The sequence below is a fragment of the Paractinoplanes toevensis genome (assembly GCF_018332695.1).
In the GTDB taxonomy this organism is placed as follows: Bacteria; Actinomycetota; Actinomycetes; order Mycobacteriales; family Micromonosporaceae; genus Actinoplanes; species Actinoplanes toevensis.
Genome location: NZ_BOQN01000036.1, coordinates 33,275 through 56,968, shown reverse-complemented (window position 1 = coordinate 56,968; position 23,694 = coordinate 33,275). Strand labels below are relative to the sequence as shown.

Here is a 23,694-nt window from a genome sequence, read left to right as displayed (position 1 = left end):
ACTGGGAATACAGGCGCCTGGGGGCGTTGAGGTTGTCGATATCAAGCACCGTTCTGGTCTTCGTGGTCATCCCGGCGGGTGTCATCCTCCTGGTGGCGGCGCTCGTGCTGTCCGGCGGCGACCGCGCCAAGCCCACCCGTCGCTACCGTCCGGGCCGGCCGTACGACTTCCAGCCGATCTGGTTCCTGGCCTCGCCGGAACAGGTCATCGGAGTGGCGCACCCCGACCGGGCCGCGATCGAGGCACCGTTCCTCGAGGACGCTTCGGGCGCTCGGGTCCTCCCCGGCCCTACAGGAGGCGCAAGTGACAGTTGGTGACATTCAGGCCGAGCAGGGGTCGCCGCAGGGTCAGACCGCGCTGGCGAAACCGGGCGGCGACACATTGTCGGCCGCGCCCGAGCAGACCCGGCCGGCCATCGGCGACCCGGCTGCCGACGGTCCCTTCACGACCCGGCAGCTGCTGCGTCTCGACGAGGCGCTGCGGGTGGCCGACCGGCAGACCGGTCTGACGTTCAGCGTCTACATCGGCGAGATGGAGACCCCGAGCCGGGCGTACGCCGAGAAGCTGCAGAAGCAGATCGAGGGCGCCGACCGCGCCGTACTCATCGCGGTGTCACCCAACCAGCGCAAGCTGGAGATCGTCACCGGCAACGAGGCGCGCAAGCGCATCTCGGACCGGGACGCCAAGCTGGCGGGTCTGTCGATGGCCGCCGCGTTCGCGGGCGGCGACCTGGCCGGGGGCGTCCTGGCCGGCATCGACCAGCTGGCCTCGCACGCCGGCCGGCACTGACCGACTTCTCGAAAAGGGGCCCCGCGTGGGCCCCTTTTTCATGTGCCAAATCAACCGGAAACCGGGCGGCAACAACCGACTGTTAGTAGGCTTGCACTCCGCGTACACCCCAATGACGGAGGTGTGATGACGACGCAGGCCGCTAGTCCGCCGGTCCGCTGGAGTGCTCCCGAGGGCGTCTGGACCGAGCCCGACCTCCATCTCTTCCCGCAGGACGGCCACCGCTACGAGATCGTCGACGGTTGCCTGCACGCCGGGCCGCCGCCGCCCGAGTCGCACGAGGCCATCGTCCGCGCCGTCGTCACCACGCTGCGCGCGGCCGCGCCGCCCGGCTGGTGGGTCTGCGACCGGCGCGGCATCGTGATCGGCGACAGCAACCTGGTTCCCGACGTCACCGTGCTGCGGCCGCGCTCGTCCGGTTCGATCTGGACCGATCCGGCCGATGTGGCGCTCGTGGTCGAGGTGGAGACCCCGGCCACCCGCCGCTACGACCGCATCCTCAAGCCCACGCTCTACGCCGAGGCGGGCATCCACGCGTACTGGCGGGTCGAACCGGGCCACGTCACGCCGGTGCTGCGCACCTACCTGCTCAGCGGCGGCCGCTACCGCAGCGACCACAGCATCGAGGGCGCCGAGCCGGTCAAGCTCGACGCCCCCTATCCGATTCGGATCGCCGCGGCGGCCTTGGCCTAGGAGGCGGCCCGGTCGCGGGCGCGTGCCTTGATCGCCCGCACCACCCCGTCGCGGCCCTCGGCCACGAGCCGGCGCAGCGAGGCCGGCTGCCCCTCGCGAGCCAGCCAGGCGTCGGTCAGCTCGATCGTCTCCGGGTTGATCTGCAGGTACGGGTAACCCATCATCACGAACTCCTGGGCCGGCTCCGAGTCCGAGCGGGCCCAGACGTCCCCGACCACGTCGAAGAACTTCGCGGCGTACGGCGCGGTCAGCTCCACCTGCTTGATGCTCTGGAAGCCGGACAGCAGCGAACGGTTGAGCCAGTTCGGGATCTCGGTCTCGCCGGTCAGCTCGGCCCACACCGCCGCCTTGTTCGCCGCGGTCGGGATCAGCGCGCGGGCGACCGCCGCTTCCCGCTCGCCGCTGGCGGTGCGGTCGCCGGTCAGCTCGTCCTCGATCTCCTCGACCGACACCGCGCCCAGCCCGGCCAGCGCCTGCAGCAGGCTCCAGCGCAGCTCGGTGTCGACGACCAGGCCCTCCGGCACGCCCTCGCCGTTCAGCCAGCCGCGCAGCACGGCCTGCTCGGCCTCGGTGCGGGTGGCGGAGATCAGCGCCCGGGCCCAGCTCAGCTGCCAGCCGCTGCCCGGTTCGGCGGCGGCCAGCGAGGTGCGGGCCAGCTGGGCCAGTTTCGCCCAGCCCTCCGGCTGCCAGGCCGGGTCGGCGTACTGCGCGACCGCGCTGGCGGCCTGCCGGGCCGTCCAGGTGGTCAGGTTGATGTCGGTCTCCCGGGGCAGGCCCGAGCAGACCAGGGTGACGTAGTCGCGGGCGGCCAGCTCGGAGTCGCGCAGCATGTCCCACGCCGCGTTCCAGACGAGCGCCCGGGCCAGCGACGAGTCGATGCCGCCGATGTGGGTGACCACCGCGCTCATCGACCGCTCGTCGAGGCGCAGCTTCGTGTACGACAGGTCGTCGTCGTTGAGCAGCAGCACGTCCGCGGCGCGCACCCCGGTCAAGGCGGGGATCTCGGTGTGCTCGCCGGTGACGTCGACCTCGAGCAGGTCGCGGCGGACCAGCCGGTTGCCCTCGACGTCGTAGAGCCCGATCCCGATGCGGTGGGTGCGCAGCGTCGGGTAATCGGCCGGGGCCTCCTGCTGCACGACCACGCTCGCGTAGGTGCCGTCGCCGGCCAGCGTGATCAGCGGGCGCAGGGTGTTGACCTGGGCGGTCTCCAGCCACTGGGCGGCGAACTTGCGCAACTCCCGGCCGGACGCGGCTTCCAGCTCGGTGAGCAGGTCGTCGAAGGTGGCGTTGCCCCACGCGTGCTTGGCGAAGTACGACTTGAGGCCGGTCAGGAACGAGTCGAGACCGACGTACGCGACCAGCTGCTTGATGACGCCGGCGCCCTTGGCGTACGTGATGCCGTCGAAGTTGACCTCGACGGCCTCCAGGTCGGGCATCTCGGTGTAGACCGGGTGCGTCGAGGACAGCTGGTCCTGCCGGTAACCCCAGCTCTTGCGCACCGACAGGAACGTCGTCCAGGCGTCGGTGAACCGGGTGGCCTCGGAGTTGCACCAGTGGCTGGCCCACTCGGCGAACGACTCGTTCAGCCACAGGTCGTTCCACCAGCGCATGGTGACCAGGTCGCCGAACCACATGTGCGCGAGCTCGTGCAGGATCGTGTTGGCCCGCTGCTCGTACTCGAAGTCGGTGACCTGCGAGCGGAAGATGTAGTGCGCCTCGGCGTGGGTGACGCAGCCGAAGTTCTCCATCGCGCCGGCGTTGAAGTCGGGCACCCACAGCTGGTCGTACTTCGGCAGCGGGTAGCGCACCCCGAACTGCTCCTGGAAGAAGTCGAAGCCCTGGGTGGTGACCAGGTGCAGGTCGTCCGCGTCCAGGTACTGCGACATCGAGGCGCGGCAGAAGTAGCCCATGTCGATGCCGTCGTGGGTCTGCCGAACCTCGTAGTACGGCCCCGCGCAGATCGCCGTGATGTAGGTGCTCATCGGCGGCGACGCCTGGAAGTGCACGGTCTTGGCGCCCGGCCCGGCCTCGGCCTCGGCGCCGGCCGGCATGTTGGACATGACCTTCCAGTGCTTCGGCACGGTCGCGTGCCAGGTGTAGACGCTCTTCAGGTCGGGCTGGTCGAAGCACGCGTAGACCCGCTGCGCGTCGGCCGTCTCGAACTGGCTGTAGAGGTAGATCTCCTTGTCCACCGGGTCGAGGCTGCGCTGCAGCCCCTGCCCGCTCGCCGAGTAGGCGAAGTCGGCGTCGACCACCAGCTCGTTCTCGGCGGCCAGGCCGGGCAGGGTCAGGCCCTTCTCGGCGGAGAAGCCGGCCAGGTCGAGCGGCGTGCCGTTCAGCGTGGCCGAGCGCACCGACTGGGCGGCGGCCTCGATGAAGGTCTCGGCCCCCGGCTCGGTGCACCGGAAGGTGACGGTGGTGATGGAGCGGAAGGTGCCGTCGCCCGGATTGCCGTACCCATCGGTCAGGTCCAGCGAGATGTCGTATCCGGTCACCTCGAGCAGGCGGGCGCGATCGGCGGCCTCCACCTGGGTCAAGTTTCGAACTCCGGCCACAGCCACTCTCCTTAAGAGCGCACAAGCATTCCCCGCCAGACTAAGCGGACGGGGCATGTCCAGGCGCACCCGGAGTGCATGGTTCTGGCGTAAACGCACCACCCACGCGGACTACCAGTCGTTGGATGGGGGTAGGAGACCCGACATGAACGACCGGAGGCAGCCAGATGTCCGAGACCGAGACGGTCGCGTCGTCAAGCATCGCCGTGCACCGCGGCGACTGGGGCGATCTGACGCCCGAGCTGGCGGCCATGGTCGCGCCCGCGGTGAGCGTCTCGGCGACGCCCGTCGACCGGCCGGTCGGAGCGTGGCGAAAAGCACAGTTAGCCAGGTCACGCGGGAACATGCCGGTTGCGCGTCATCAGCGGCCGAACAGGTAAATTGCGCGCCATGACGACGGTCGTGCATTCGATCAGCCGGGCCTGGCTCACCACCGGGGCCACCGGCGCGCAGAACTACGACGAGTTCGCCGACGACGCCGAAATCACCGCCATCATCTCCGCCAACCCGCACAGCGCTCTCGCCGTCGAGATGCCGCACCTCGCGCCCGACAGCCTGGGCAAGTCCTTCACCGACTCGCTGCCCGACGCGATCGCCCGGCTCGCGCTGGAGCGCGCCGAGGGCGGCTACGCACCCGCCGAGCACGTCGTCGTGCTCTACCGGATCACCGCGCCGGGCGAACCGGCCGCCTACGGCCTGTGGAGCATGGTCGACACCGACCAGATCTCGGCCAGCGCCGACGAGGCGGGCCTGGTCATCCGCAACGAGGAAGTGTTCATCGAGAAGGTCCGGGAGCGGGTCGCCCTGGCCGGCGCCCTGAGCACGCTTCTGTCACCCGTACTCCTGCTGCAGACCGCCAAGGGTGACGAGCTGCACGCGGCCCTCGCCGCCGCGACCGAGGCGGCGGGCGAGCCCGCCGCGACCGACACCGACCAGACCGGCCGCACCCACGCGATCTGGCCGGTCGGCCCCGGTGCCCTGCAGGACGAGCTCACCGCGCTCGCCGGCGGCGGCGAGCTGGTGGTGGCCGACGGCAACCACCGCAGCCTGGCCGCACAGACCGGCCGCCTGCCCCGCTTCCTGGCCGTGGTCACCACCCCGGCCTCGGTCGCGATCCAGCCCTACAACCGGCTGGTCAGCGAGCTGCCGATGCCGCCCGAGGAGTTCCTGACCCGGCTGCGCGGCTCGGGCGCCGAGGTGATCGAGCTCGCCGAGCTGGAAGCCCTGGTGAAGGGCACGATCCAGATCTACCTGGACGGCCGCACCTTCGGCGTCCAGCTGCCGGTCGACAAAAATCTGCCGGACGTGGAAAACCTGGACCACGCGCTGGTCGAGCGGGAACTGCTGGGCGACGTGCTCGGCCTCGACCCGGGCGACAAGCGGATCTCCTACATCGGCGGCGACTACTCGGCCGAGTGGCTGCGCGGCGAGGTCGACGCCGCCCGCGCCGAGCTGGCCGTGCTGATCGCACCGGTCACCGTCGACGACTTCGTGGCGGTCAACCTGGAACGGCAGAAGCTGCCCCGCAAGAGCACCTGGTTCACGCCGAAGGCGCGCGGCGGCCTCGTCCTGGCCCAGCTCGACTAATGCTGCACCCTCAGGTGACGGCGGCGGAGAAGCTCCGCCGCCGTCCTCCGGCGGACGGTGACCCGTACGAACGCCTGGTGCAGTCCCGGGCCGCCATGGAAGAGGCGGTCGACCTCGAGTGCGGCCCGGCCGTCCCGCTGCCGGTGGTGGTGGACGTGGACGCGGACGGCGTCCCGTGCCGCCTGTATGCGACAAAGCCGGATTCGCCGCTCTTCGTCTATCTGCACGGCGGCGGCTGGTGCTACGGCAGCATCGAGACGGTCGATCGGGTCTGCCGCCGGATCGCCGACCGTTCCGGTTGCGCGGTCCTGTCGGTCGGCTACCGCCTGGCCCCGGAGCACGTCTTCCCGGCCGCCCTGGACGATGCGGAAACCGTCATCTCCTACGCCCGCAAATCAGACTTGGGCGTAGATTCCACCCGGCTAGCCATCGGCGGCGACAGTGCCGGCGCGCAACTGGCCACGATCGCGGCCCGCCGGCAACGCGACGCGGCCACTCCGCTGGACTACCAGGTCCTGATCTATCCGGCCCTGGATCCGATGACCGCCGCCGAATCCTACGAAGAGCTCGGCCGATACGGACTCGACCGCGCCTCGATGAAGCTGGCCTGGGAGACCTACGTCCCCGACCCGATGCGGCGGATCACCCCCGACGTGGCCATCTTCGCGACCGCCGACCTGGCCGGCATGCCACCCACGCTGATCATCACGGCCGAGTACGACGCCCTGCGCGACGAGGGCGCCGACTACGCGGACGCCCTGGCCACCGCCGGTGTCCCGGTGGTTCACACCCGCTACATGGGGGTCAACCACGGCTTCGCCCGCAAGCTCGCGGTGATCGACGCCGCACGCGCCGCGACGGATCAAGTCGCGTCCTCGCTGCGCGCGGCCCTGACCTTCTGAGAGACTTCGGACATGCGTGTCTACCTGGGTTCGGACCATGCCGGTTACGAACTGAAGATGCACCTCGTCAACCACCTGATCAAGCAGGGGCACGACGTAGTCGACGTGGGACCGCACGTCTACGACCCGGAGGACGATTACCCGGCCTTCTGCCTGCACACCGGGGCGAAGGTGGTCGCCGACGAGGGTTCACTCGGCATCGTCATCGGCGGTTCCGGCAACGGCGAGCAGATCGCCGCCAACAAGGTCGAAGGCGTCCGCGCGGCCCTGGTCTGGCGCACCGAGATCGCCCAACTGGCCCGCCAGCACAACGACGCCAACGTGATCAGCATCGGCGCCCGCGAGCACACCCTCGACGACGCCACATCCTTCGTCGAGGCATTCCTGGCCACGCCGTTCTCCGGCAACCCGCGCCACGCCCGCCGCATCGCCCAACTAACCGAGTGGGAAAGCACGCGAAAGCTGCCCGACCTGCCGTCCTAATTTCAAAATCACCAGAAAAATACGGGCATCAAAAGTCCCGTGGCGCACGGCCCGGCCGGGTGGGCGGCAAGCCCGCCACCCGGCTTCCGGCCCGTCCCCGGTGGTCCCCCGAGCTCGCGGGCTGCGCCCGCGTCGCCCACGCCGGCCCGCGTCGCCCACGCCGGCCCGCGTCGCCCGCGTCGGCCCGCGTCGCCCGCGTCGGCCCGCGTAGGCCGCACCGGGCCTGTGTAGCCCGGGTCGCGTAGCGCGTCGGCCAGCTTGGCTCGACCCAGTTGCCGTGCAGCCGGGCTATGCCCGTCTGGCAGCGCATTCGTTCCCGGATAGTGGGCGCGGGGTTCACTGATCGGGCGCCTGTCTCAGAGGATGGCTCCGCTCCCGAACTATGGACGAAGGGTCCACTCCGTGGTCCCACAGTGCCGGATAAATGAGGGCTTTGCCGATATGTCGGTGAGCCCAATGTCGATCTTGTTAACTTCCGGTTCGCTCCGAACACGAACTCTCCAAGTTCGGCGCGGTGCGGCGCGGGTGCGGTGTGTGTCGGTCGGCTCTGGCGTGCGATCGCCATGGGACTGCCCGCCATGGGATTGCCCGCCATGGGGCGGCCCCACTAGCGGTTTCGCGGAAGTTCCTCGCGTGGCACCCAGTTGCGGCGGACGATCACCAGGTTGCGATCGGCGTCGGCCAGATGCTCGTCGCTGGGTCGGGCCGCGTCTCGAGCGCGCAGCGCCGCACCCACGCTGACCTGCGACGAACCCGAACCGACCAGCCCTCGCAGACCCCGCTCAGACTCGCGGTCGTCGCCGGCCGGCGCGGAAGCCCCGGCCGGTTGCGGCGCACTTGCCGGGCGCCGGGGAAAGGCCGGGCGGGACCGCTCGCCGTTCTCCGGCCGAGGTCGCTCGCCGTTCTCAGGCCGGGGCCGCTCGGCGCCTTCTGGGCGGGGCGGCTCGGCGCCTTCCGGCCGTGGCCGCTCGGCGCCTTCCGGGCGGGGCGGCTCGGCGCCTTCCGGCCGTGGACGCTCCGCGCCATTCGGCCGTGGGCGCACCGCGCCTTCCGGACGGGAGCGCTCCTCACTTTCGAGCTGGGGTCGGTCGCTGTTCCTCGGGTGGGGTCGTTCGGCGGTTGCGGAGCGGGGGCGTTCGAGCATGTCCGGGCGGGGGCGGACCGGGGGGTCCGATTGCTGCTCGGGGTCGGCTACCGGGCTCGTTTCCGCGCTTCCCGCGGACGGGACGGCGGGCGCGTCGTCCGTGGGTGGCGCGGCCGGTGCCGCACCGGACGACGAGGGGGGACGCACGCGGCGGCGTCGGCGTTCGGGCTCGGCCATGTCGCCGACGGTACCGCCGCGGAGGTCACTCAGAACACCTCGATGGGATTCGGCAGGCGGTCCCAGCCGAACGCGGCGGCCGGGAAGTTGTCAGTCAGGCGGTGTACGCGGCCGGCCGCGGCCAGTGCGCCCAGCGTGGTGCCGCCCAGGTAGACCGCGCCCAGTTCGGTGATCGAGCAGGCCAGGTCGGCCGGGTCGGTGGTGCGCACGCAGGTGGTCTTGTCGGGGCCGGCGGTCAGACGCCAGCGGCCGCTGTTCGCGCTGATCAGCGGGTCGGTCACGTCGAACACCACGTCGAACGAGGTCAGGTAGCGGCGCGCCTCGAGAGCGGCCGGCAGGTCGACCACGCGGATCCACAGCGCGTCGCTGAAGCCACGCCCGAGCCGGCGCGGCTCGTCGACCAGGTATTGCAGCGGCTCGTCGAGCGCGGCGAAGTCGTAGGTCGCGCTGCGGACCAGGTCGATGCCGAACAGGAAACGCCAGAGCGCCGCGTAGACCCCGGGGTCGTCGGCGACGATCTCGGTGACTCGCACCTGGCCGTTCGGACCGTAGTCGTCCCAGCCGTCCTTGACCCGCCACATCGCGTAGCCCTCGGGGCCGTTCGGGCCTTCGAAGAGCACGCCCTTGCGGGTGGTGGCACCGTCGCGCCAGGCCGACGGGTCCCGGAGCCGGCGGTCCCACCAGGCGCCGGGGCGGCTCGACCACCCGACGCGGCCGGGGCGCGCCCGCTCGTACACCGTCTTGAGCTCTTCTACCGCCCCGGCGGGGTCGATGAGCCGCAGCCGGCCGTCGGCCGGCGGCGCGGCGGGGGTGATGTGCACCTCACGGGTCATCGCGTTCAGTTCTAGGCGGGCGGCCGCCGGGCCATAACCGAAGCGGGGGTAGATGGTGGTCTCGCTGGCCCAGAGCACCGCGACCGGTTCTCGGCCGGCCTCGGCGAGCTCGGCGAGCTGGCGATGCATCATCGCGGTCAGCAGGCCGCGGCGGCGGTGGGTGGGCAGCACGCCGACGCCGGTGACGTGAGCGGCGGGAATGACCGCGCCCGGTACGGTGAGATCTCGGGTCAGCGCGGTGGTGTGGCCGACGACCGTGCCGTTGTCGTCGGCGACCAGGGAGCGCTCGGGCTCGAAGAGTCGGCGGTCGAGCTCGCGGGCGTCGTCGTCGAAGTCGTGATGGAAGACGTAGCCCTCGACCTCGAGGATCGCGGCGTGGTCATCGGCGGTGGCCTGACGCAGGCGCACGGAATCGTCCATGTGCATCTGTGTAACGGACGGAGCGCTCCGCGGCCAATGATTTGTTGGCTCGCTACTCTCGTGGTGGGGGCCGAAGCGAATTGGGGGAACAGATGCCGGAGCAACCGCAGTGGTCTGAGCGGACGCTCGACATGCCGCCGCAGGATCCGTGGGCCGACCAGCCCACGGCGCCGGGGCCGGTGGCACCACCCGGTCCGGACGCGGCGCCGTTCAGCCGGGGTCGCGCGCAGGTCAATCCGCAGATCCAGCACACGCAGCGCTATGCCGAGCACGAGCCGACCGGCATCGGGTGGCCGGGCGCCGAGGCGCCGCCGCACCGGGGGATGAGCTGGCGTTGGAGCGAGCTCCGCCGCGGCAGTGAGTGGACCACCGCGGCGGTGCTGTTCGCGTTCGTCTGCTGGGGCGTCTGGTCGCTGTCGTCCGGCGGCGGGGTGCTGGGCACCCCGATGATCGTGTTCGCGGTCACCCTGGCCGTCGCGGTCGGCGTGTTCTGCCTGGCCCGAGTCGTCGGCTACTACGTGCTGGAGCGCAGTTTCGGGCGCCAGCGCCGCACGGCCCGCGGCTCTCACCTGATCACCGCGCTGTTCCTGGCCGGTGTCGGCGTCGCCGACCTGCAGCAGACCCAATGGGTCATGGACGCCGTCCACTGGGTGACCGGCCAGATCAATTAGCTGACCGGTTTGCCGCCGGTGACGCCGAGCACCTCGCCGGTGGTGTAACTGGCGTCGTCGCTCGCGAAGTAGACGTAGGCCGGCGCCACCTCGGCGGGCTGTCCGGCCCGGCCGAGCGGGGTGTCGGCGCCGAACTTCTCGACCTTCTCGTCGGTCATGGTCGACGGGATCAGCGGCGTCCAGATCGGCCCGGGTGCCACCGCGTTGACCCGGACGCCCTTCTCGGCGAGATCTTCGGCGAGCGCCTTGGTGAAGGCGACGATGCCGCCCTTGGTGGTGGCGTAATCGAGCAGGGCCGCCGACGACTGGTAGGCCTGGATCGACGCGGTGTTGATGATCGTCGATCCGGGTCGCAGGTGCGGCACGGCGGCCCGGCACAGCCAGAACATCGCGTACAGATTGGTCTTCATCACCCGGTCGAACTGCTCGGTGGTGATCGCGGTGATCCCGTCCGGCTGCTGCATCTGGTAGGCGGCGTTGTTGACCAGGATGTCCAGCCCACCCAGGTCGGTCACGGCCCGCTCGATCAGCGCCGCGCAGTGCTGCTCGTCGCGGATGTCGCCGGCCATGGTCACCGCCTTGCGGCCGGCCTTCTCCACGTACGCCGCGGTGTCGCGCGCGTCGGCCTCCTCCTCGGCCAGGTGCGAGATGAGCACGTCGGCGCCCTCCCGGGCGTACGCGATGGCCACCGCCCGCCCGATGCCGGAGTCCCCGCCGGTGATCAACGCCTTGCGGCCGGTCAGCCGGCCGCTGCCCTGGTAGCTGTCCTCGCCGTGGTCGGGCCGGTCGGGCATGGCGCTGGTGGAGCCGGGCGGCTGCTGGTCGCCGCCGTCGAGGGCGGGCTTGGGGTATTTGCTGCGCGGATCGGTCATGCCCGAGGTATGCCCTGGTGGGCGACGTTTATGCGGCCGGTTCGGAGACGTGGGCGTGCACGATTCGCCAGCCCTCGGGCAGCCGCACCCAGGTCTGGGACTGGCGGCCCAGCACATCGCTGCCTGGGTAGCCGAACAACGTCGTGACGATCGCGGTGCTTACGCCGTACGCCTGGATGTCGGTGTCCTTGAGGCGACGGCCCGGCGGCAGGCCGCCCTGCGCGAGCCGCCACTCGGCCTGTTCCTCGATGCCGGCCTGCTGGTCGGCGATGCCGTAGCGGAGCGCGCGGGGTGCGAAGAAGCCGAGGATGGCCTCGGCGTCGTTGGCCACCAGCGCGCGTTCGTAGGCCTCGAAGGCGGCGCCGACCTCGGCGATGACGTCCGGCCGGTCGATCTCCACGCTCGTTCCCTTCGGTCGGGGGCGGCCCGGCCCTCCGGCCAGGCCGCCGGAAAGATGTCAGGCCTTGGCGGGAACCGGGACGCCGCCTTCGGGAGCCTCGGTGAAGGTGTTGCCCTGGACTTCCTCCGACTCGAGGAGCTTCAGTTCCTCGGCGTCGGGAACTCGCGCCTCCGGCTTGGTGAGAGCGAAGAGTACGCACACCACGGCGAGGAACAGATATCCCAGAGTGACCTGCCCGTTCGCGTTGAACTGCACCTTCGCGGCGTGGATCAGGCCGACGAAGGTGAGCACCGCGCCCGAGCCCGCGAAGATCGCGGCGTGCCAGAACCGCTTGTCGATGATGAACGCGACGATCGCGCCCAGCACCAGACCGGCCAGGATGGCACCCTCGCCGAGCGTTTTCAGGCCGTCGTAGACGACCCCGGCGCCGGCCAGGGCCTCCGTGCCGACCTGCGCGGCGGTGGTGCCCGCCGCGGACAGGGCGTTGTCCATCATCCCGGTGACCCACTGGGCGATGTTCGGCACCAGCGCCGCCACCACGGCCGCGGCGTGCGCCCGGGGGGTGGCCTGGAACGCCTGCGCGCCGATCAGCAGTCCGATGTAGAGCAGGATGGGCACGATCGCCGGGGTCGGGAAGATCGCGCCGAGCAGGCCGAACAGGCCGAAGAAGCAGAGCAGGGCGATGACCACGCCGGTCGCCATCGAGTAACCGGTGCGGCCGCCGGCCGCCTTCCAGCCGGGGTGGCCGACGTAGACGGCGGGCGGGAACGGCGAGCCGAGGCAGGAGCCGATGATCGCGCCGGCGCCGTCGGCCAGCAGCACGCTGCGCAGGTTGTAGCGGTCGCCGGCGGTGGCGGCGCTCTCCACGTTGGTCATCGCCTCGGTGAAGTTGTAGACGCCCAGCGGGATCGCGGTGGCCAGCAGCGGGGCCATGTCCTTGAGGCCGTCGATCAGCAGGTCGAACTTGAGGTGCGGGAACGCGAAGGCGATGTCCTTGGCGGCGGAGGTCACGTCCGGCACGCTCATCGCACCGCCGATCCAGCCGATCGCGGTGCCGACCAGCAGCGCGGCCAGGCCGATCGGGAAGTTGAAGGGCAGCCGGATGTCGGTGAGCAGACCGATCAGCAGCAGGCCGAAGACGGGCAGGGCGATCCAGGCGGCCTTCCACATGTTGCCGGCCGGGTTCATCGAGATGAAGGTGATCGAGATGCCGGCCAGGGTGCCGAGCATCGCGGCCTTCGGGGCGTACTTGCGGATGTACGGTCCGACGAACGCGCCGATCAGCACGATGACACCGATGATGAACGCCCAGGCGATGCCCGCGGTCCACGCCTGGATCGGGTTCTTGGTGGTCAGGTAGATCGGCAGCATGATCACGAAGATGACGATGAACATGTGCGGGACGCTCGGCCCGTACGGCATGGCCGTGACGTCGGACCGGTTCTCCTTGGCGGCCAGTCGCCGCGCGAGGTAGGTGTAGTAGACGTTCCCGGCGACCAGGGCGATGCCGAGGGCCGGGAGGATGACGCCGAAGACGTCGCCGGCCGGCATCTTGATGACGCCGATGCAGAGGCCGGTGAGGGTGAGGACGTTGACCAGGACGTTGACGCCGAAGCCGAAGAAGGCGTTGGTGTCTCCGCGAACCCAATACGGCAGCTTGGCCGTGGTTATCGTGCTCATCTTCTACTCCTGAATGGCGGCGATCACTGCGGGGGATTCGGCGACCCAACCGAAGATGCCGCCCTGGGCGGCGATCATCTTGAGGCCGACCTGCTGGAACTCGGGGAAGTAGGAGCCGACGCAGTCGGCCAGGACCAGGCACTCGTAGCCGCGGTCGTTGGCTTCCCGGACGGTGGTGTGGACGCAGACCTCAGTCGTCACGCCGGTGACGATCAAGCTTTTGGTGCCGAATTTGTCCAGGATGTCGCTCAGCTCGGTGGCGTAGAACGCGCCCTTGCCCGGCTTGTCGATGACGACCTCGCCCTCGATGGGCTGAAGCTCGTCGATGATGTCGTGGCCGTATTCGCCCTGGATCAGGATGCGGCCGAACGCTCCGGGATCGCCGATGCGCATGCTCGGTGCGCCGCGGCTGAGCTTCGCCGGAGGACAGTCGGAAAGGTCGGGTTTGTGGCCCTCGCGGGTGTGGATGATCGGCAGCCCGGCCGCCCGCCACGCCGCGAGGAGAGCCGCCAGCGGCTCGATCGTCCGGCGCAGTTGGGACACGTCGTTGCCGAGACTCTCGCCGAAACCGCCCGGCAGCAGGAAGTCCCGCTGCATGTCGATCACGACGAGGGCGGTGCTTTCCAACCGGAAATCGAAGGGCCCCGGTTGGGCGTCCACGTTGGGCATCGTCAGACCTCCGTAGCCGCGATCACGTCGTCGGAAGTGGCGACGCAGCCGAAGACGCCGCCCTGCATGGTGACCATGTGCAGTGCGGCGGTGTGGTTGGCCGGATCGGTGGCCCCCGTGCAGTCGCTGAGGATCAGGCACTCGTAACCGCGGTCATTGGCCTCCCGCATGGTGGTGTGCACGCACACGTCCGTCGTGATGCCGGTGAGGATGATGTGGGTGATGCCGTGCGTGCGCAGCACCAGGTCGAGGTTGGTGGCGTAGAACGCGCCCTTGCCCGGCTTGTCGACGATTACCTCGCCCGCGACGGGTGCCACCTCGGGAACGATCTCCCAGCCCGGCTCGCCGCGGACCAGGATCCGGCCGCACGGGCCGTCCCCGCCGATCTCGGCGCCGATCCGGGCCGACCGCCAGCGCTTGTTGGCCGGCAGGTCGGACAGGTCCGGGTCGTGTCCCTCACGGGTGTGGATGACGAGCATCCCCAGGCCACGTACGTGGTCGAGCAGCTTGGCGGTGGCCGGCAGCCCGGCCCGGGTCAGTTCGATGTCGTAACCCATCGAGTCGACGTAACCGCCCTTGCCGCAGAAGTCGACCTGCCAGTCGATGCAGATCAGCGCGGTCCTGCTAACGGGAACCGACCCGTCGTAGGGCCACCGATACGGGTTGGCCTCGACCGGCCCGATCATCGCGGTCATCAGTTCGCTCCTTTCAACCGGAAGTTCCGCCGGCCGCCGCCGGCGGTGATGTCCTGGGCGCCGGTCACCGCGTATCCCTCGCAGCGGAAGCCGGTGACCTCGGTGCCGTCCTCGAGTGCGACCCGGCCCAGACCGAGCGGGCGTAGAGCATCAGCGTCTCGTCGCTGAAGGCCGGGCCGAACAGGGTCAGCGACGCGGGCCGGCCGTCGGCGGTGAACCCGTTCGGCACGGTCACCGCGGCCATGTCGAGCAGATTCGCGAACTGGGTGTACCGGCCCAGGTCGAGATTGCGGCCGATCGGATCCTCGGCGATCTCGGCGTGCGTGTAGGTCGTCCCGATCGTCGGCAGGACGAGTACGTCGGCCCGCTGCCAGATCCGGTCGGCCGCTCGTCTCAGCTCCTGGAGGCGGTGCTGGGCGCGGAAGGCATCGGCGGCGCTGAAGCCGTACCCCGTCTCCAGAATTTGTTTGGTGATCGGCAGGACCGCCTCGGGGTGCCCGGCGAGGAACTCGCCGAGGTCGGCCAGCCGCTCGGCCACCCACGGCCCGCGATAGAGCAGGTCACCGGCCTCCAACAAAGGTCCGATGTCGACGGTCAGGTCCCCGGTGAACCGAGCGAACGCTTTTTCCTGTCCGGCATCACCAAAAAAATCCAGGCTTTCCGGTACGGCGACCCTCGGCGCCGCGATCAGGGGTCGATCCCCCTCGCGTGACCACGGATCCGTCTCGACCCGGCCACGTGTCGTCCGCAGCACCCGGTCGGCCAGGTCGAGGTCGGGTGCGAAGATCGAGACGCAGTCCAGCGATCGGCAGGCCGGCACGACGCCGAGGGTGCTGAGCAGGCCGCGGGTCGGCTTGATCCCGACGATCCCGTTGAGGGCGGCCGGCACCCGGCCCGACCCGGCCGTGTCGGTGCCGAGCGAGAACGCGACGGTCCTGTCGGCGACCGCGACCGCCGAACCGGAACTCGACCCGCCGGAGATCAGCCCACCGCCGAAGACGCTCTGCGGAGTGCCGTAGGGGGAGCGGGCGCCGGTCAGCCCGGTGGCGAACTGGTCGAGATTGGTCTTGCCGACCACGATCGCGCCGGCGTCGAGCAGTTTCTGCACGACCGGGGCGTTCCGCTCCGGCCGGTAGGCGAAGCCGGGGCAGGCGGCCGTGGTGGGCAGCCCGGCGACGTCGATGTTGTCCTTGACCGCGAACGTCAATCCGGCCAGGGGCAGCGCAGGGTCGATCTCGTTCGCGCGTTCGTGCAGCTGAGCGGCGGTGAAGGTGCTGATCCAGACACCCTCACTCGCACCCACCGGGGCGAGCGTTTCCTCGACGACCTCGTGTGCTTCCACACCGTCGATTGTCGACAATCCTGTTTCGATAACAGCTTCGTTGTGTAACGGGACGGTTTCTCGGCGCTTTTACCCGGGCGTTCTACGCGCTTGCCGCTTCCTGCCGCGGTCTACGCGAGGTAGGCGCGCGCGCCGTGGGCGCCCAGGGCCTCGATGATCCCGGCGGTATCGCCACGCTCCACCGCCGCGAACAGGCGCTCGTGCCGTGCCACCCCGTCCTCGGCGCGTGCGGTCTCCGCCTCCCGGCGCATGTTGACCGCCATGTAGAGCTGGATCCGCACCAGGACCGACCCGTACAGATCGGCCAGCTGACGGTTGCCGCCCAGCCGGACCACCTCGGTGTGGAATCGCCGGTGCGCGTTGGCCAGCTCCAGCCGGTCATCGGCCTCGGTGGCCTTGCGCATCACCTCGAGCGCCGCCCGCAGCCCGGTCAGGTCGGGCCGCTCCGGCATGGCCGCGACGGCGTGCCGCTCCAGAACGTCGCGAACCTCGTAGAGCTCCTGCACGTCCTCGTCGGAGAGGGTGGCCACCCGTGCGCCCCGGCGCGGGATGTGCTCGACCAGCCCCTGCTGGGCGAGCAGTCGCATGGCCTCGCGCAACGGGGCCCGGCTGATGCCCAGACGGCGGGTCAGCTGCTCCTCGACGAGACGTTCGCCGGGATCGCTCCGCCCGCTCAAAATGTCTCGCCGCAGCCGGTCGACGGCAAGCTCGACGAGGCTGTACGTCTCCAGCTCTTCGTCGCTCACCCTTGGCAGTGTGCCAGCCCGGGGGAAATCGCTATCCGACGCCTTCCTCGTTTTCGTCTTTCTTCTTCCGGCCACGGATGCTCGGCCAGAACGCGGCCACGATCATGGCTGCGCCGATCACGATGAGTGAACTCCAGAGCCAGGTCATTCGCGGAGGTTACCCGGCCCGGCCCACCGTTGTCGGTGGGCCGAACCGGCACCATGCGTCACTCGGCGAGGTTCTTACCCGTTTCGACCAGCGTCTTCAGGTCGCTCAGGATCCACGCCCAACCGCCGCCGGCCCCGCTGTCCTCGGTCCCGGCGACCATCGCCGCAGTGGCCGGCGCACCGGTCAGCTCGTGCGTGACGGTCAGCTTGTAGACGCCCGGCTGCATCTTCGCTTCTTCGATCTCGTAGGTGAGCGTCGTGAACGGCTCGGCCGCCGTGGTGGGGTCCATCAGCATCCGCCAGGTCTGCACCAGGCGCCGCGGCGGATCGGCCTCGAGCACCTCGCCGTCCACGATCGTGTCCGGCACCTCGAACCCGTTCGCCTTGCCGAACTCCTTCATCTCCGTGGTGGCGGCCGCACGATACGACCCGCCCTTCTGCAACTCGTAGTAACCGGGCGACTGGTACGCATACCCAGAGTTCCACTCCGGATCCGTGATGGCCGCCCAGATCCGCTCCGGCGTTGCCTTGATCCAGACCCGGTAGACCTGAGTCGTGTCGCTCATGGTTCGTCCTCCTCCAGCGCGTTCTTGAGATCGATGAGGGTCGTGACGTGGTGCTCGGTGTACTTGTCGATCCACCGGTCGTGGATCAGCCGGATCGGGACGGGGTTGAGGAAATGCCGCTTCTCCCGCCCGGACCGGCGGGGGACGACGAGACCCGCCTCCTCGAGCACCTTGAGGTGCTTGGCCACCCCGAAACGGGTCATGGCGAGCTCGGACTCCAGCTCGCCGAGGGTGCGGCCGTCCCGCTCGAAGAGCAGGTCAAGCAGGAAGCGACGGCTCGGGTCGGCAAGTGCCTTGAACACTCGGTCGTCGTCATCCATGACGCTAAGTTAGGTGACCAAATGGTCACATGTCAAGGGTGTTGCCGTGGGTGACGAGTTGCTGATTCCCGGTCAGATTTAAGGACCCCCTAATGGACGCGCATCGAAGATGGGCGTTACGTTGGCGGCCGGATTACTGGAAACCTTCAAGATTGGAAGTGCTCCCAGATCCGCCGGCACGCCCCGCTCGTCGGGGCGCCAGATACTCCCCGGCGTCGGAGTTCTTCCTCTTCGTCGGTGTTGAGACGGCACAGCGCCGGGTGGCGGCCCGGCGCTGTGCCCCAAATTGGCTTTTCAGTCGGGGCGTTCTATCGCCGGCGCGCCAGCATCTCCTGCTCGAGCCGCCAGGTCGCGCCGCCATCGTCGGAGACATAGCCCAGCCAGCGGAAGCTCTCCCCGGTGACCTCGGTGAACAGCCATCGGATCGGCCGGCCGTCGGGCTGCGTGCCCTCCTGGACGATGTCCCCGCCGTCGCCGGCCCGCCCGGTCAGCGTGAAGACGGTTCCGGTCGTCGCGAACCACACGACGGTCCAGCTCTTGGCGGCCGGGTCGTAGTGCCGCACCGCGCTACCGGTGACCCGCTGTGGGTATCCGTCCGGCCCCGGCGCGGTGAACCACATGACGTCCTGCACGGCGTGCCCCGCGAGAATCCAGCCGAACGTCCACACCGCCGTCCCGGCGACCCACTCGTCCCGCTCCTCGACGAAATAGCGGTTGACCACGTCCCACGTGCCGGCCAGCCGCCCGTACAGCTCCATCTCCGGCTCGCGCCCCACCCAGGGCCCGTCCGCGACAAGTTCCTCGATCAGTGTCATGCGGTCAGCGTCCGGGCGGGACCCCTCGCCGTCTTGAACGTTCTTGTCTACCGTGGCCGTGTGCTCGACCGCAGCCTCCTGGTGGAGACGCCCTTCGCCCGGGTGGTGACCGTCCACTGTCCCGGCGGGCGGGCCGGCTGGAGCCCCGAGGAGGAGGTCACCGGCGCTTCGCTGGTCCTGGTCCGGCGGGGCGTGTTCCTGCGCAGTGCGGATGGCCGGGCCGCGGTGGCCGACGTGACCATCGGCTACCTCCAGCGCCCGGGGCAGTGTCAGCGCGTCGCGCATCCCGGGGGTCCCGACGTCTGCACCTCGGTCGGCATCGGTGATGACCTGGCCGACCGGTTCGCTCACGCCCGTACCCATGTGCACGTCTCCCCGGCCGCCGACCTGGCCCACCGCCGCCTGCGGGCGGCGGCCGCCGCGGACCGGGCCGACCTCGCGGCCGACCTGATCGCGGCACTGCTGCCGACCGATTCCGGCCCGGCGGCGCTGCCCGCGGCGATCGACGACGTCCGCGCCCGGCTGCACGCCGACCCGGCCGGCGACCTGGCCGGCCTGGCGGCCGCCGTGGGCTGGTCACCGTGGCATCTGTCCCGCATGTTTCGCCGCGCAACCGGCTGCACGCTGAGCACCTATCGCCGGCGCCTGCGGGTCCGCGCGGCTCTCGACGAACTACCGGACGCCCCGGACCTGGCCGCCTTGGCCATCCGCACCGGCTTCGCCGACCAGTCCCACATGACCCGGGCGATCCGGCTGGAGACCGGACGCACTCCGGCGGTCCTGTCCCGGGAGTTGCGCGCCTACCGGGCCTGATTCACATTGCCGACCATGGTCATCAGGATCCCCGGCAGCGCCGCGGCCGTCTCGGGGGAGAGGCCGGCCACGGTTTCCTCGGCGAGGCCGACCCAGAGCCGCTTGATCTGATCGGCCAGGGCCCGGCCGCTGTCGGTGAGCTCGACGACGCTGGCGCGCCGATCGCCGGGCGCGGCCGCCCGGCGGATGTGGCCGGCCGCCTCGAGCTTGCGGGTCATCAAGGTGATGCTCGGCGGTTCGCAGCCGAGCGCCTCGCTGAGCTGCGCCTGAATCCGTGGACCGGACCGGTCCAGCTCCAGCAGGAGGGCTTCCTGGCCCGGGTGCAGGCCGAGCGGCGCCAGCAGCTCCGCGGCGCGCCCGCGGTGACTGAGGCTCAGCAGCCGGATCGCCTGGTTGAGGGCACCGGCGTACGCGAAGTCCATGACCGCTCCCTTGACCGGAGTTAGTTATGCGCATAATGATTATGTGCATAACTAACTCTACCAACGGGGAGCCGGACATGACCGTCAAGGTCGCCGTCATCTACTACAGCGCCACCGGCACCGTGCACGCCCTCGCCCAGGCCGTCGCCGAGGGCGCCGTCTCGACCGGCGCCGAGGTGCGGCTGCGGCGAGTCGCCGAACTCGCACCGGAGAGCGCGATCGACCAGAACCCGCGGTGGCGACGCCACGCCGACGCCACCGCCTCGGCCGAGCCCGCCGCGATCGACGACCTGGCCTGGGCCGACGCGTACGCGTTCGGGACGCCGACCCGGTTCGGCACGCCGGCCGCCCAGCTCAAGCAGTTCATCGACCAGGCCGGCGGGCTCTGGCGGGAGGGGCGGCTGGCCGACAAGCCGGTGACCGCCTTCACCTCGGCGTTCCACCGGCACGGCGGCAGCGAGGCGACCCTCCTAGCGCTGGGCAACGTCTTCTACCACTGGGGTTCGCTGATCGTCCCGCCCGGCTTCACCGACCCGGCGGTGTCCGCCGCCGGCGGCAATCCCTACGGCACCGCGGCGACCGGCCAGGGCGCCGACGCCGCCGCCCTGGAGGCCGCGCGGTACCAGGGACGACGGCTCGCCCGGATCGCGATCCGGATGAGCTCGGTGGTCGCGTGAAGCCCGGCCGGCTCGTGCTCTGGCTGGCCTGCGTCTGCCAGTTCGTGGTGATCCTGGACGTCGCCATCGTCAACGTCGCCCTGCCGTCGGTGCAGCGCGATCTCGGCTTCAGCGCCACCGGCCTGACCTGGGTGGTGAACGGCTACGTGCTCGCCTTCGCCGGCTTCATGCTGCTCGGCGGCCGCGCCGCCGACCTGTACGGACACCGCCGGATCCTGGTCGCCGGACTGGCGCTGTTCTCCGCCGCGAGCCTGGCCGCGGGTCTGGCCGCCGGCCCGGAGTGGCTGGTCGGCGCCCGGGTGGCGCAGGGCCTCGGCGGCGCGATGCTGGCCCCGGCCACCCTCGCCGTGCTCAATTCCCGGTTCACCGGCGCGGCCCGGGCCCGGGCGTTCGGCGCGTGGTCGGCGGCCGGCGGGCTGGGCGGGATGGCCGGCGCGGTGGCCGGCGGGGTCCTGACCACCGGCCTGTCGTGGCGATGGATCTTCCTGATCAACGTGCCGATCGGGGTGGTGCTGATGGTCGGGGCGCGGACCGCGCTGACCGGCGCGCGGCCCGGCGCCCGTGAACCGCTCGACCTCGCCGGCGCGCTCACCGGGACGGCCGGACTGGCCATGTTGATCTACGGGGTCATCCAGCGGGCGGCCGGCCCGGTCGTGGCGGGTCTGCTGCTGCTCGCCGCGTTCGTGGTGGTGGAGAAGTGGTTCGCCGCCCGGCCGCTGGTGCCGTTGCGGCTGTTCGCGAACCGCGGGCTGGTGGCCGGCAACGGCCTGCTGGTGCTGTTCGGCGGTATCACCGTGGCCATGTGGTTCTTCACCTCGCTGTTCATGCAGGAGGTGCTGGGCTACACCGCGCTGGCGGCCGGGCTGGGACAGACACCCGCCGCGGTGACGTTCGTGCTGGTCGCGCGATTCGCGGCCGGCGCACGGCCGCTCGTGTCACCCGGCTGCGCCGCCCTGGTCGCCGGCTTCGGGTGGCTCGCGGCGGCCGGCCCGCACAGCACGTACCTCGCCGGCCTGCTCGGCCCCACGCTGCTTGTCGCGAGCGGGATCGGCCTGGTCTTTCCCACCCTGATGGTGGCGGCGACCGCCGGGGTGCCGGCCGCCGACGCGGGCATCGCGGGCGGACTGGCGAACACCGCGAGCCAGGCCGGCGCGGCCGTGGCGTTGGCGGTGCTGACGGTGGCCGGAGACCAGGTTTTCCTGATCGCGGCCGGGCTCGGCGTGGCCATCGCGGCGGCCGCTCGGCTGCTGCCGCGGCGTGGTGCCGAGGGAACGCCGTCCACGGTGCTGAACGCGATCGCCAACCTCGCGGGCTCGGGCGCTCAAACCGGCTGCGCGGGACGCGAAGGTTGTCAGCCGTCACCAGAAGGCGACGCCCGGGACACTCATGGCTGAGTTATCGCCGGTGCGGCAGCGACGGTCGCCTTGGTGGTGCGTTTGTCGGCATAGAGGTCGGCGTCGGCGTGCGCGTACAGGGCGGTGAAGTCGTCACCGTCGCGGCCGAGGACCGCCGTGCCGAAGCTCGCGCCGGTTCGCTGCGCCAAGGCGACACGGAGACGATCGGAAACCGAAGGGTCGTTCCGGGTGAGCAGGGCGACGAACTCGTCGCCGCCGAACCGGCCCACCACGTCGTGCGGGAGCAGACACCCGGTCAGGGTGCCGGCCACCCAACGCAGCAGGTCGTCACCGGCCTCGTGGCCGAACCGGTCGTTGATCTGCTTGAAGCCGTCCAGGTCCACGATCACCAGCGTGGTGTCCCCGCCTTTCGCGAGTTCCTCCGCGCAGCGGTGCTCGAAGCCGCGGCGATTGAGTATCTCGGTCAGCGGGTCCCGGCGGGACAGCTCGGTCAGCCGGCGGCGCTGCCGTCCCGCCGTCCGGCCCTGCACCGCGCAGACCGCGCAGACGACCGCGGTGCCGCCCAGATGCAGCGCCACGTACCAGCCGCCGGGCGAGCCGGCCAGGACGGCCACGACGAGATAGACCGCGGCGAGCAGGCCGCCCACCCACACCGACACACGCAGCGGGCTGGTGAGCGCGATCAGTGGCATCGGCACGAGCAGGGCCAGCGCGCAGACGCCACTCACCCCGCCGTCCAGCGCGGCCATACCGCCGATCAGGGCGGCCTCGACCACCGCGGCGGCGAAGATGACCAGGCGAGCCCGGGCGAACCGGCTGACCGGTCCGGCCCCGACCATCAGCCCGGCCCCGGCGGTGAACAGCAGGGTGGCCAGCACGACGATCGCAGGCTGCCACGCCGCGAACGCCAGCGCGTACAGCACACCGCATCCGCCGCCGAGCATCGACATCCAGCCGATGTCCGCCACCGATCGGCGGCGGCGCTCACTCGCCGATACCCGTGGCGCCCTGCCGGTACGGACCTGTGCGGCCGCGGCGACCGCCTCGGCCGACGGCGGCCGACGGTCACGGGACTGCTTGTCCTGGTAGACCCGGGCGTCGGCCACCCGGCGCAGCTCGTCCAAGGTGACGCCGTCGGCCGGGAAGGACGCGTAGCCGACACTGGCGGGTGCCAGATCGGCCAGCGCCGCACGTAAGCGTTCGGTCAGGGCGGCGGCCTCGCCGGGGCGCACGCCGGGAAGTACGGCCGCGAACTCGTCGCCGCCGATCCGCCCGACCCCGTCCCCGGGACGCAACCCCTGCTCCAGGCGGCCGGCCACAGCAGCCAGCAGCTGGTCACCCGCCTGGTGCCCGTACACATCGTTGACCTGCTTGAAGAGGTCCAGGTCGGCCAGCACCAGGGTGGTCGGCCGGCCTCCGGCGAGTTCGGACTGCAAGCGCTCGTCAAAGCCACGGCGGTTCAACGCGCCGGTCAGCGGATCGGTGCCGGAGACCCGGGCGAGCCGCCGGCGCAGCGAGGCGAGCGCGGCGGTGTGTTTCATGCAGAGATACGAGACACCGGCGAAGCCCAGGGTGCAGGCCACCGCGTACCCGGGAGGGGCCGGCTCGCCGAGCAGCGCATCGACCCAGTAGACGATCAGCGCGACCGCGGCGACCACCAGGAACCGCCGTGGCCGGGCGCGCAACGCGAGGATCACCATGCCGAACGGGAGAAGCCCGCCGAACGGTCCGCCCACCCCGCCGTACACCAGGGCGGGCAGCGCGGCGGCCAGCACAAGGACGATCTGTACCGGAGTAGCGCACCGCACCTCCCACCGCATGCTCCGACCTATCGACCGGAACGGCCGCGACCTGAGTTTCCGCATGGCAGAACGACGAACGCGATCATCGCGTGAACTTTCCACCGCACCCGCGAAGGCAT

Annotated in this window: 25 protein-coding genes and 2 pseudogenes; 11 read left to right on the top strand and 16 right to left on the bottom strand. The window is 70.6% G+C overall.

Going from position 1 to position 23,694, the window contains the following annotated elements:
• Positions 1-32 precede the first annotated feature (32 nt).
• The 3 genes from ctaJ to Ato02nite_RS12690 all read left to right on the top strand — a co-directional run bounded on the left by ctaJ (position 33) and on the right by Ato02nite_RS12690 (position 1,482).
• A complete protein-coding gene (ctaJ, locus tag Ato02nite_RS12700) occupies positions 33-317 on the top strand; it encodes an aa3-type cytochrome oxidase subunit CtaJ (RefSeq protein ID WP_246606743.1) in 285 nt (94 codons plus the stop codon).
• Positions 318-381: 64 nt separating this feature from the next.
• Positions 382-789 carry a DUF5130 family protein gene (locus tag Ato02nite_RS12695; protein ID WP_213006682.1) on the top strand — a complete coding sequence of 136 codons (408 nt, stop codon included), beginning with the start codon at positions 382-384 and terminating at the stop codon, positions 787-789.
• Positions 790-915: 126 nt separating this feature from the next.
• On the top strand, positions 916-1,482 hold the full coding sequence (locus tag Ato02nite_RS12690; protein ID WP_213006675.1) for a Uma2 family endonuclease: 567 nt from the start codon (positions 916-918) through the stop codon (positions 1,480-1,482).
• Here the strand turns inward: Ato02nite_RS12690 and pepN are convergent.
• Positions 1,479-4,037, bottom strand: coding sequence for an aminopeptidase N (gene pepN / locus Ato02nite_RS12685; RefSeq protein ID WP_213006674.1), 2,559 nt, complete (start codon positions 4,035-4,037; stop codon positions 1,479-1,481). The genes Ato02nite_RS12690 and pepN overlap by 4 nt on opposite strands.
• Positions 4,038-4,204: 167 nt before the next feature.
• Between pepN and Ato02nite_RS12680 the strand changes: the two genes are divergently transcribed.
• Genes Ato02nite_RS12680 through Ato02nite_RS12665 form a run of 4 tightly spaced genes read left to right on the top strand, consistent with a single transcriptional unit; the run spans position 4,205 to position 7,009 of the window.
• Entirely contained in the window at positions 4,205-4,417 is a 213-nt protein-coding gene (locus Ato02nite_RS12680) for a hypothetical protein (protein WP_213006673.1), read from the top strand.
• Between the two features lie 10 nt (positions 4,418-4,427).
• On the top strand, positions 4,428-5,624 hold the full coding sequence (locus tag Ato02nite_RS12675) for a DUF1015 family protein (protein WP_213006672.1): 1,197 nt from the start codon (positions 4,428-4,430) through the stop codon (positions 5,622-5,624).
• A complete protein-coding gene (locus Ato02nite_RS12670) occupies positions 5,624-6,526 on the top strand; it encodes an alpha/beta hydrolase (RefSeq protein WP_213006671.1) in 903 nt (300 codons plus the stop codon). The genes Ato02nite_RS12675 and Ato02nite_RS12670 overlap by 1 nt, the downstream gene beginning before the upstream one ends.
• Positions 6,527-6,538: 12 nt before the next feature.
• Entirely contained in the window at positions 6,539-7,009 is a 471-nt protein-coding gene (locus tag Ato02nite_RS12665; protein WP_213006670.1) for a ribose-5-phosphate isomerase, read from the top strand.
• Positions 7,010-7,616: 607 nt separating this feature from the next.
• Here Ato02nite_RS12665 and Ato02nite_RS12660 read toward each other — a convergent pair.
• Together Ato02nite_RS12660 and Ato02nite_RS12655 are read right to left on the bottom strand one after the other, a co-directional pair.
• Positions 7,617-7,856 (bottom strand): annotated as a pseudogene (locus tag Ato02nite_RS12660) (hypothetical protein); the annotation flags it as partial.
• A 503-nt stretch (positions 7,857-8,359) separates the two neighbouring features.
• Complete coding sequence (locus Ato02nite_RS12655) at positions 8,360-9,583, bottom strand: GNAT family N-acetyltransferase (RefSeq protein WP_213006669.1); 1,224 nt, start codon at positions 9,581-9,583, stop codon at positions 8,360-8,362.
• A 92-nt stretch (positions 9,584-9,675) separates the two neighbouring features.
• Between Ato02nite_RS12655 and Ato02nite_RS12650 the strand changes: the two genes are divergently transcribed.
• Positions 9,676-10,254, top strand: coding sequence for a DNA-directed RNA polymerase II (locus Ato02nite_RS12650; RefSeq protein WP_213006668.1), 579 nt, complete (start codon positions 9,676-9,678; stop codon positions 10,252-10,254).
• Here Ato02nite_RS12650 and Ato02nite_RS12645 read toward each other — a convergent pair.
• From Ato02nite_RS12645 to Ato02nite_RS12600, 11 genes and pseudogenes are all read right to left on the bottom strand, one after another.
• Positions 10,251-11,126 (bottom strand): SDR family oxidoreductase, encoded by an 876-nt coding sequence (locus tag Ato02nite_RS12645; protein ID WP_213006667.1) that lies wholly within the window; start codon positions 11,124-11,126, stop codon positions 10,251-10,253. The two genes, Ato02nite_RS12650 and Ato02nite_RS12645, sit on opposite strands and share 4 nt — an antisense overlap.
• A 28-nt stretch (positions 11,127-11,154) precedes the next feature.
• A complete protein-coding gene (locus Ato02nite_RS12640) occupies positions 11,155-11,526 on the bottom strand; it encodes an AtzH-like domain-containing protein (RefSeq protein ID WP_213006666.1) in 372 nt (123 codons plus the stop codon).
• A gap of 57 nt (positions 11,527-11,583) precedes the next feature.
• The gene (locus Ato02nite_RS12635; protein ID WP_213006665.1) at positions 11,584-13,206 is read right to left on the bottom strand and encodes a SulP family inorganic anion transporter; all 1,623 of its coding nucleotides are present in this window, start codon (positions 13,204-13,206) and stop codon (positions 11,584-11,586) included.
• Between the two features lie 3 nt (positions 13,207-13,209).
• Positions 13,210-13,875, bottom strand: coding sequence for a cysteine hydrolase family protein (locus Ato02nite_RS12630; protein ID WP_213006664.1), 666 nt, complete (start codon positions 13,873-13,875; stop codon positions 13,210-13,212).
• Between the two features lie 2 nt (positions 13,876-13,877).
• Positions 13,878-14,570, bottom strand: coding sequence for a biuret amidohydrolase (gene biuH, locus Ato02nite_RS12625; protein WP_213006663.1), 693 nt, complete (start codon positions 14,568-14,570; stop codon positions 13,878-13,880).
• Positions 14,570-14,701 (bottom strand): allophanate hydrolase-related protein, encoded by a 132-nt coding sequence (locus Ato02nite_RS53245; protein ID WP_438873039.1) that lies wholly within the window; start codon positions 14,699-14,701, stop codon positions 14,570-14,572. Before Ato02nite_RS53245 ends, biuH begins: the two co-directional genes overlap by 1 nt.
• Before the next feature lie 35 nt (positions 14,702-14,736).
• Positions 14,737-15,873, bottom strand: a pseudogene (locus Ato02nite_RS12620) (allophanate hydrolase); the annotation flags it as partial.
• A gap of 149 nt (positions 15,874-16,022) precedes the next feature.
• Positions 16,023-16,658 carry a GntR family transcriptional regulator gene (locus Ato02nite_RS12615; RefSeq protein ID WP_213006662.1) on the bottom strand — a complete coding sequence of 212 codons (636 nt, stop codon included), beginning with the start codon at positions 16,656-16,658 and terminating at the stop codon, positions 16,023-16,025.
• 206 nt (positions 16,659-16,864) lie between these two features.
• On the bottom strand, positions 16,865-17,371 hold the full coding sequence (locus tag Ato02nite_RS12610) for an SRPBCC domain-containing protein (RefSeq protein WP_213006661.1): 507 nt from the start codon (positions 17,369-17,371) through the stop codon (positions 16,865-16,867).
• Entirely contained in the window at positions 17,368-17,691 is a 324-nt protein-coding gene (locus Ato02nite_RS12605; protein WP_213006660.1) for an ArsR/SmtB family transcription factor, read from the bottom strand. Before Ato02nite_RS12605 ends, Ato02nite_RS12610 begins: the two co-directional genes overlap by 4 nt.
• A 308-nt stretch (positions 17,692-17,999) precedes the next feature.
• Entirely contained in the window at positions 18,000-18,506 is a 507-nt protein-coding gene (locus Ato02nite_RS12600; RefSeq protein WP_213006659.1) for a hypothetical protein, read from the bottom strand.
• Positions 18,507-18,566: 60 nt separating this feature from the next.
• Here Ato02nite_RS12600 and Ato02nite_RS12595 point away from each other — a divergent pair, with 60 nt between their 5' ends.
• Complete coding sequence (locus Ato02nite_RS12595; protein ID WP_213006658.1) at positions 18,567-19,319, top strand: helix-turn-helix domain-containing protein; 753 nt, start codon at positions 18,567-18,569, stop codon at positions 19,317-19,319.
• Here Ato02nite_RS12595 and Ato02nite_RS12590 read toward each other — a convergent pair.
• Positions 19,307-19,741: a MarR family winged helix-turn-helix transcriptional regulator gene (locus Ato02nite_RS12590; RefSeq protein WP_213006657.1), complete on the bottom strand. Its 435-nt coding sequence runs from the start codon at positions 19,739-19,741 to the stop codon at positions 19,307-19,309. The genes Ato02nite_RS12595 and Ato02nite_RS12590 overlap by 13 nt on opposite strands.
• Positions 19,742-19,818: 77 nt before the next feature.
• Between Ato02nite_RS12590 and wrbA the strand changes: the two genes are divergently transcribed.
• A complete protein-coding gene (gene wrbA, locus Ato02nite_RS12585) occupies positions 19,819-20,418 on the top strand; it encodes an NAD(P)H:quinone oxidoreductase (RefSeq protein WP_213006656.1) in 600 nt (199 codons plus the stop codon).
• Positions 20,415-21,812 (top strand): MFS transporter, encoded by a 1,398-nt coding sequence (locus Ato02nite_RS12580; protein ID WP_213006655.1) that lies wholly within the window; start codon positions 20,415-20,417, stop codon positions 21,810-21,812. The genes wrbA and Ato02nite_RS12580 overlap by 4 nt, the downstream gene beginning before the upstream one ends.
• On the opposite strand, the gene Ato02nite_RS12575 is transcribed toward Ato02nite_RS12580, so the two are convergent.
• Complete coding sequence (locus tag Ato02nite_RS12575; RefSeq protein WP_213006654.1) at positions 21,803-23,593, bottom strand: GGDEF domain-containing protein; 1,791 nt, start codon at positions 23,591-23,593, stop codon at positions 21,803-21,805. The two genes, Ato02nite_RS12580 and Ato02nite_RS12575, sit on opposite strands and share 10 nt — an antisense overlap.
• Between the last annotated feature and the right edge of the window lie 101 nt (positions 23,594-23,694).